The following is an 8,536-nucleotide window of genomic DNA, read 5'->3' on the forward strand; positions in this document are numbered from 1 at the left end:
GCTCCCCAAGCTGCTGGATGAAGGCGCAGCCGGCCAGCGGCCGCCACTGCCCATAGCGTAAGCCCCCTGGCCGGGGGCTCGCGCCAACCGGTCGTCAGCCCGCTTTACGGCGCAACGGCGTCACGTTGCTCGCGATCTTCGCGGCTTTTTTCGGCTTGCTGGCCACGGTCTGCGCATGGGCCGCGAAGAAATCGCGCACCTTGGGGTAGACCGTTTCGCGCCAGCGGCGGCCGCTGAAAATGCCGTAGTGGCCGGCACCTTCGACGATGAAATGCTCGCGATGCGCGGCCGGAATGCCGGTGCACAGGTCCTGCGCCGCTTCGGTCTGGCCGAGGCCGGCGATATCGTCCAGCTCGCCTTCGATGCTCAGCAGTGCGGTGCCGGTGATCGCGCTGGGATCCACGCGTTCACCCTGCACGTACCACTCGCCGCGCGGCAGCAGGAACTCCTGGAAGACCACACGGATCGTGTCCAGGTAGTACTTGGCCGGCATGTCGAGCACCGCGTTGTACTCATCGTAGAAACGACGGTGGGCGTCGGCATCTTCCATGTCGCCCTTGACCAGGTCGGCATAGAAATCCCAGTGCGAACTGAAGTGGCGGCTCGGGTTCATCGACAGGAACCCGGCGTGCTGCAGGAAGCCGGGGTACACGCGGCGGCCGGCGCCGGGGAAGGTGGCCGGCACGGTGTGGATGACATTGTTCTCGAACCAGGACATCGGGTTCTGCGTGGCCAGATTGTTGACCGCGGTCGGGCTGCAGCGCGCATCGATCGGGCCACCCATCATCACCAGCGACCGCGGCGTGGTTTCGCCACGGCTGGCCATCAGCGAGACGGCGGCAAGCACCGGCACGGTCGGCTGGCAGACGCTGATCACGTGCAGCTTGTCCGCACCGAGGTGGCGGATGAATTCCTGCACATAGGCGATGTAGTCATCCAGCCCGAACTCGCCTTCGCTGCCCGGCACCATGCGCGCATCGACCCAGTCGGTCACGTACACGCGGTGATCGCGCAACAGGGTGCGCACGGTATCGCGCAGCAGCGTGGCGTGGTGGCCGGACAACGGCGCTACCACCAGCACGAACGGCTGGTTGAGCATGGTGTGCAGCTGGTCGGCTTCATTGCTGTGGCGCTTGAAGCGCAGCAGTTTGCAGAACGGCTTGCTGATCTCTTCGTGGACGACGATCGGCACGCGCTCGCCCTCGACGTCGATTTCGTTGATGCCCCATTCGGGCTTCTCGTAATCCTTGCCGATGCGGTGGAACAGCTCGTTCACAGCGGCCAGGCGATCCGCGCCGGGCATCTGCGACCACCAATGACCTTGATTGGCGAAGAACTTCGCGTTGGCCTGGGCCTGGTGCACCCACGGGGCGAGCAGGTTGCGGGTCAACTCATGCAGCTGATATAGCATGACGTCCAATATGTATGGTCTTATGTTGCCGCGCAGCATAGCGCACCCGTCGCGCGGGCGCGTTAATGCGGGTCCTGTCTCAATTGTTATCGAGACTCAGGGCGCGCCACGTTCCAAGGCAGCCGCGTGACCTGCCAGTGCGGGCGACAGCCAGCAGTGCGAGCCCAAGGCGGTGAAGCCGACCCGCTTGAGTTGGCTGCGGTACCAGCGCGCCGGCCGTGGCTGGAAGCCTTCGTGGTCGCCATCGAAGTCATCCTCGGCCGTGAATGCCTCCAGGAAGGCCACGCCGGCGGTCAGCTCGGCAAAGCCTTCCAGTGCCGGGCGCAGCTCGCGGCTGGGCACGTAATGCATTACGTCCGAGCAGATCAGCAGATCCACCGGTGCGCACGGGCGCAGCCAGGCGAAATCGCCGACCTTGGCCGGGTGGAGGTTGCGGCTGCGGCCGTAGCGGTGCACGGCGTAATCGCTGCTGTCAAAGCCCAGGTACTGCACGCGGGGGCGCAGTTTGAGCAGCGGGGCACGCCAGGCACCTTCGCCACAGCCGATATCCAGCACGCTGCGGATCGGGCGTTCCAGGTAGTACTCGGCACTGGCCACGGCAAGCGCCACCTTGCGCGCCAGGCGTGCGGCGCCACCGGTCTGGTCAGGCTGGTACCAGCGCTGGAAGTAGGCGGCGTCGTAGGTTTTGTCCATGGGGATGCGCACGTGGGTGAAAGCGGCGCTTATCGTACGGCGTGGGCGCGCGGATGCGTAGTTGAGGTGTGGCGATGGGTCGCACCAGCCACGCATGGGGTGTCTCTACCGGGCATGCGAGAATGGCGGCCAACCCATGCCAGCCGCCGGAGCAAGCACATGCAGTCCTACTACTGGGTCAAGACCTTCCACCTGTTGTTCGTGGTGGCGTGGATGGCGGCGGTGTTCTATCTGCCCCGGATCCTGGTCAACCTCAGTGAGACGGCCGGCCAGCTGCCGGTGACCGAGCGGCTGCAGCTGATGGGCCTGCGCCTGTACAAGTTTGGCCACATGATGTTCGGCCTCGCGCTGATCCTGGGCGTGGTGCTGTGGCTGGGCTACCGCGTAATTCCCGATTTCCCGACCATGGTCGCGCCCGGTGCGGCGGGCTGGCTGCATGCCAAGCTCGGCCTGGTGGTGCTGCTGCTGGTGTATTACTCGTGGACCGGACGGCTGCTGAAAGGCGCGGTGAAAGGCAAGCTGCTGCCGTCCTCGCGCGCGCTGCGCTGGTTCAACGAACTGCCGCTGGTGCTGTTCATCGGCGTGGTCTGGCTGGTGATCGCCAAGCCGTTCTGAAAAAAAAGCCGGGCGCTTGCGCGTCCGGCTTTTTCGTCTGCGCTGCAGCCTGATCAGGCCACTTCGTAGGTCCCGTAGCTGCGCAGGCGCTCGTAGCGCTTCTGCAGCAGCTCATCGACCGGCAGCTTCTCCAGCACGTCCAGCTCGTTGAGCAGCACGGCCTTGAGGCGCTTGGCCATCTGGTTCGGGTTGCGGTGGGCGCCACCGGTCGGCTCGCGCAGGACCTTGTCGACCAGGCCCAGGCTCTTCAGGCGCGGGGCGGTCAGGCCGAGCTGTTCGGCGGCGTCCTTGGCCTTGGCCGGGTCCTTCCACAGGATCGAGGCGCAGCCTTCCGGGCTGATGGTCGAGTACACGCTGTACTCCAGCATCACGGTGCGGTCGCCCACACCCAGTGCCAGTGCGCCGCCCGAACCGCCTTCACCGATCACCGTGCAGACCACCGGCACCTTCAGTTCGGCCATTTCCATCAGGTTGCGTGCGATCGCTTCGGACTGGCCGCGCGATTCGGCATCGATGCCCGGCCAAGCGCCGGCGGTGTCGATCAGGGTCAACACCGGCAGGCCGAAGCGTTCGGCCATCTTCATCAGGCGCAGCGCCTTGCGGTAGCCCTCCGGCTTGGGCATGCCGAAGTTGCGCTTGATCTTTTCCTTGGTGTCGCGGCCTTTCTGATGGCCGATCAGCATCACCGAGCGGCCACCGATGCGGGCCAGGCCGCCGATGATCGCCTTGTCGTCGGCGAAGGCACGGTCGCCGGCCAGTTCCTGGAACTCATCGCAGATGATGCGGATGTAGTCCTCGGTATACGGGCGGGACGGATGCCGGGCCAGCTGCAGCACCTGCCAGGAGGTCAGGTTGCGGAAGATCTGTGCAGTGCGCACCCGCAGCTTGTCCTGCAGGGCATTGACCTCGGCCTCGACATTGACCGCAGGTCCGGCGCTGGCGCTGCGCAGTTCCTGGATCTTCGCCTCCAGATCAGCGATGGGTTGCTCGAAGTCGAGGTAGTTCGGATTCATCGGAAACCGTCGTGAAGAAAAGAGGGAAAGTGTAGCCGAATGCGCCGAAAAGCCCCGTACGCCGTCGTCTGGAAACCGACGGTAGCGCAGCGGGGCCAGGCGCGCCAGTCAGCTCAGGGGACCACCAGCGCCGCGCTGCCCATCAGCGTGCTGCGGGTCTTCACGAAGGTGTTGTAGCCCTCGTTGGCCTCCTTGGGCAGGCCCGAGCCCAGCCTGGCGGTGGCGGCGGTGAACGCCATCTGCGCCTGGAAGGCCTCCTGCTGGAGCTGCAGCTGCGCATCGGCGGTGGTGGCATGCAGGTAGCGGGTGTACAGCTCGCGCAACGGGCCGGCATGGGCCTCGAAGGCCGGGTCCAGCGCAGGCAGTGCGGCCGGGGCGGATTCCAGCGCGTAGGTGGGCGCGACGTAGCCCCGGGGCTGCTGGCGTGCGTAAGCACCGGGCTGGCCCATGCCTGCTTCGACGTAGGCGATGAAATCCGGGGCGGTGAAGATCTTGGCGTTGATCCGGCCGCCACTGGCGTCCACGTGGGCCACGGTCTGCACCTCCGGGAACGGCTCGCGGACGCCGAAGCTCCACGCCTTGTCGATGAACAAATCGTGCGTGCTCTGGTACGGCCCCTGGAAGGTCACCCCGCCCAGCTCGATCTGCTTGTCCAGGCTGCCGAAGTTCTGCAGCTTGTCTTCGCTGGTGACGTAGATCTCGTTGGCGATCACGTACTCGGCCAAGGTCGGGTTGATCAACCCGCCCTTGCCGCTGGCGTAGACGATGAAGCGCACGTCGCCGAGCTGGTCGGTCTGCAGGTGATGCTCACCGGGCTTGAGCTTGACCGGGCGCGAGGCGTGCGCGGCGATCGGCAGTTCGTTGCCGTCGATGCGCAGGGTCAGCGGCGTGGCGCCCGGGTTGTCGATCTCGAAGGTCTGGGCGGGGCCGGCACAGCCGGTGAGGGCGACGGCTGCACTCAGCAGCACGGCAAAACGCTTGATCAAAACAAAACACCTGTGTTGCAACAGAAAAAATGGATCAGTTCGCCCACGGCGGGCTGTAGCGCACTTTCACCGTGCGGACCGCGGGAGCGGCGCGCAGCGCGTCGACCAGGTGGCTGTCCACCCGCACGGCGATCTCACCGGCGACATCGAGCATGCCGGCCACCGGGCCCTGTTCCGAGCCGAGCAGCAGATCCAGCCGCAGCGGTGTGCGGCCGGGGCGATGCCGGTCGAGCAGGGCGTTGACGCGGTTCCACACCGCACCGTCCTGGCGCAGGTCCACCCGCAGCGACAGCCGCGTGGCGTAGTTGGCGCAGATGTCTTCGTAATCCCAGACCTGGCGGATGCGCAGCGCATAGCCGCCGTTGAATTCGTCTTCGCGCAGGCCGCCCTTGACCACCAGGATGCGGTCCTTGGTCATCAGGTGGCCGAACTCGGCCAAGCCATCGGTGAAGGCGCTGCATTCCACGCGACCCTTGCCGTCTTCGAGCTGCATGAAGATCTGGCTCTCGCCCTTGCGGCGTACGCCGACCACCAGGCCAGCCAGGATCACCGGCGTTTCCTGGCGCCAGGCACGCTTTTCGCCGTCCTTGCTCGGGCGTGCCGGCGGGATCAGCTTTTCCAGCTTGCCCAGGTCGGTACCGACCAGTTCCTTGACGTCATCGGCGTAGGGATCGAACGGATGGCCACTGAGGTAGAAGCCCAGCGTTTCGCGCTCGCCGTCCAGCAACTGGCCCAGCGCCCACTCTTTGGCTTCCGGCAATTCCAGCTGCATCGCCGTGCTGACCGGATCGGGCGCGCCGAACAGCGAGTTCTGGCCGGAGGCCTTCTCGCGCGCCATCTGGTCGGTGGCCTTGAGCACTTCGGGCAGCTGCAGCATCAGCGAGGCGCGGTTCTTGCCGAGCCCGTCCATCGCGCCGCAGTTGATCATCGCCTCCAGCGTGCGGCGGTTGAGCTTGCCCGATTCGGCACGCATGCAGAAATCCAGCAGCGATGCGTAACGGCCGCCACGCTGGCGTTCTTCCACGATCGCTTCGCAGGCACCCTGGCCGACGCCCTTGATCGCGCCCAGGCCGTACACGATGGTGTCGGCGCTGGAGGCTTCGAACATGTACGCCGATTCGTTCACGCGCGGCGGCAGCACGGTCAGGCCGAGGTTGCGCACTTCGGCGAGGAAGCCGACCACCTTGTCGGTGTTGTCCATGTCCGAGGACAGCGTCGCGGCCATGAACTCGGCCGGGTAATGACGCTTGAGCCAGGCGGTCTGATAGCTGACCAGCGCGTAGGCCGCGGCGTGCGACTTGTTGAAGCCGTAGCCGGCGAATTTCTCCATCAGGTCGAAGATCGCGTCGGCCTTGGCTTCGACGACACCGTCCCTGGCCGCACCTTCGCGGAAAATCTCGCGATGCTTGGCCATTTCGGCCGGCACCTTCTTGCCCATCGCACGGCGTAGCAGATCGGCGCCGCCCAGCGAGTAACCGCCGACGATCTGCGCCATCTGCATCACCTGCTCCTGGTACACCATGATGCCGTAGGTGTCTTTCAGGATCGCTTCGGTACGCGGATCGGGATAGATGATTTCTTCCTGCCCGTGCTTACGCGCGTTGAAGGAGGGAATCAGGTCCATCGGGCCGGGGCGGTACAGCGACACCAGCGCGATGAGATCTTCGAAGCGGTCAGGACGCGCGTCTTTCAACAGGCGGCGCATGCCCGAGGATTCGAACTGGAACACCGCACCGGTATTGCCGTTGGCGAAGATGTCCTTGTAGGTGGGCACGTCATCCAGCGGCAGCGCGGTGATGTCCACCGGCGGAATGCCGGCGCGCTCGTGCCGCTTGTTGATCGCCTTGACCGCCCAGTCGATGATCGTCAGCGTGCGCAGGCCGAGGAAGTCGAACTTCACCAGGCCGATTTCTTCGACGTCGTTCTTGTCGAACTGGGTGACCGGGTTGCGGCCGCGGCCGCCTTCGTCATGTTCGGCGAACAGCGGGCAGAATTCGGCCAGCGGCTCGGGCGCGATCACCACGCCACCGGCATGCTTGCCGGCGTTGCGGGTGAGGTCTTCAAGCTGGCGCGCCAGATCGATCAGGTCGCGGACGTCGTCTTCGTTCTGGTAGCGCTGGATCAGCTCCGGCGAGGCCATTTCCGAATCCTTGCCTTCACCCATCGCATCTTTGAGCGAGATGCCCAGGATGTTCGGGATCAGCTTGGAGACGCCGTCGACCAGACCGTACGGGAAGCCGAGCACGCGGCCGGAATCGCGCACCACGGCCTTGGCCGCCATGGTGCCGTAGGTGATGATCTGGCTGACGCGGTCGCGACCGTACTTGCGCGCGACGTAGTCGATGACCTCATCGCGGCGGTCCATGCAGAAGTCGATGTCGAAGTCGGGCATCGACACGCGTTCGGGGTTGAGGAACCGCTCGAACAGCAGGTTGTACGGGATCGGATCCAGATCGGTGATCTGCAGCGCCCAGGCCACCAGCGAGCCGGCACCGGAACCGCGGCCGGGGCCGATCGGAATGCCCTGGTTCTTTCCCCACTGGATGAAGTCGGCCACGATCAGGAAGTAGCCGGGGAAACCCATCTTGATGATGGTGGCCAGTTCGAATTCGAGGCGCTCGAAATAGTCAGCGCGGGTCTTGCCCGGCGCCAGCGGATTCTTTTCGAGACGTGCTTCCAGGCCCTTGCGCGATTCGCTGCAGATCCAGCTGTCGAGGGTTTCCTCTTCGGGGACCGGATAGTTGGGCAGGAAGTAGGTGCCCAGCCGCATCTCGATGTTGCAGCGTTCGGCCAGCGCCAGGGTGTTGTCGATCGCGTCGGGAATGTCGGCGAACAGCGCGCACATGTCCTCGGCGGACTTGAGGTACTGCTGGTCGCTGTAGTCGCGCGGGCGCTTGGGGTCGTCCAGCACGCGGCCGGAGGAGATGCAGACGCGCGCTTCGTGGGCGCTGAAGTCTTCCGGTTGCAGGAAGCGCACATCGTTGCTGGCGATCACCGGCAGGCCGCGCTGGCCGGCGGCCTGCAGGGCGAACTGGTTGAAAGCTTCTTCGCCATCGCGGCCGGTGCGGGTCAGCTCCAGGTGCAGGCCGTCACCGAACACGCGCTGCCAGTCAGCGAGCTGTTGCTCGGCCAGATCGTGGCGGCCGTCGCCGGCGAGGCGGCCGGCGAGGCTGTCGCGGCCGGCCAGTGCGAACAGGTTGTGGCAGCCGGCTTTGAGCCAGTCCGGGTGCACGGCGACGCCGCCTTCGGGGCGATGGCCTTCCATCCAGGCGCGGGTCAGCAGCCTGGAGAGGCTGAGGTAGCCTTCGCGGTCGCGGCAGAGCAGGGTCATGCGCCAGGGCGTCATGCCTTCTTCGGCGATCATGATGTCCGCGCCGGCGATGGGCTTGATGCCCACGGTTTCGGCGGCTTTGTAGAACTTGACCAGCGCGAACAGGTTGTTGAGATCCGTCACTGCCAGTGCGGGCAGCTTCAGTTCGACCGCGCGGCTGAGCAGGTTGGCCTGCTTTGCTTTCTTCGGGTCAGCCTGATCCGGCTTCGCCGGGACACGGATGGTCGAATCCGCCAGCGAAAATTCGGTGTGGACGTGGAGATGTACGAAACGGGAAGTGGACATGCCGAACCAATGTGATGCCCGGTCAGGGTAGCGGTGGCGGTGGTCGCTAACAAGGCTTGACAGGGGTGTTGCGGGGGCGCGGGTTGGCGCTGGGGTTCAGGTTTGCTTCGGCGGTTGCAGCGGTTTTCGGCGATTGCGGCGCGTGGAGCTGGTGGGGCACGTGCAGGAGCGGTGGGCTCTGTGGTGCTGCGGGCTGGGGCGG

6 protein-coding genes are annotated in these 8,536 nt (G+C 65.5%); 1 reads left to right on the top strand and 5 read right to left on the bottom strand.

Annotated features, from left to right (window positions below):
- Positions 1–94: 94 nt before the first annotated feature.
- The gene (locus ACE026_RS09705) at positions 95–1,450 is read right to left on the bottom strand and encodes a polyhydroxyalkanoate depolymerase (protein WP_486038832.1); all 1,356 of its coding nucleotides are present in this window, start codon (positions 1,448–1,450) and stop codon (positions 95–97) included.
- Between the two features lie 57 nt (positions 1,451–1,507).
- The gene (locus tag ACE026_RS09710; RefSeq protein WP_123728750.1) at positions 1,508–2,104 is read right to left on the bottom strand and encodes a class I SAM-dependent DNA methyltransferase; all 597 of its coding nucleotides are present in this window, start codon (positions 2,102–2,104) and stop codon (positions 1,508–1,510) included.
- A gap of 159 nt (positions 2,105–2,263) precedes the next feature.
- On the opposite strand from ACE026_RS09710, the gene ACE026_RS09715 reads away from it, so the two are divergent.
- Positions 2,264–2,719, top strand: coding sequence for a CopD family protein (locus ACE026_RS09715; RefSeq protein ID WP_121041460.1), 456 nt, complete (start codon positions 2,264–2,266; stop codon positions 2,717–2,719).
- 53 nt (positions 2,720–2,772) lie between these two features.
- On the opposite strand, the gene ACE026_RS09720 is transcribed toward ACE026_RS09715, so the two are convergent.
- The 3 genes from ACE026_RS09720 to dnaE all read right to left on the bottom strand — a co-directional run bounded on the left by ACE026_RS09720 (position 2,773) and on the right by dnaE (position 8,334).
- Positions 2,773–3,732 carry an acetyl-CoA carboxylase carboxyltransferase subunit alpha gene (locus ACE026_RS09720; RefSeq protein WP_282263659.1) on the bottom strand — a complete coding sequence of 320 codons (960 nt, stop codon included), beginning with the start codon at positions 3,730–3,732 and terminating at the stop codon, positions 2,773–2,775.
- A gap of 113 nt (positions 3,733–3,845) precedes the next feature.
- On the bottom strand, positions 3,846–4,718 hold the full coding sequence (locus ACE026_RS09725) for a hypothetical protein (RefSeq protein WP_486038833.1): 873 nt from the start codon (positions 4,716–4,718) through the stop codon (positions 3,846–3,848).
- Between the two features lie 34 nt (positions 4,719–4,752).
- Entirely contained in the window at positions 4,753–8,334 is a 3,582-nt protein-coding gene (gene dnaE / locus ACE026_RS09730) for a DNA polymerase III subunit alpha (RefSeq protein WP_486038834.1), read from the bottom strand.
- Positions 8,335–8,536 lie beyond the last annotated feature (202 nt).

This window comes from Stenotrophomonas sp. AGC87 (genome assembly GCF_057333975.1).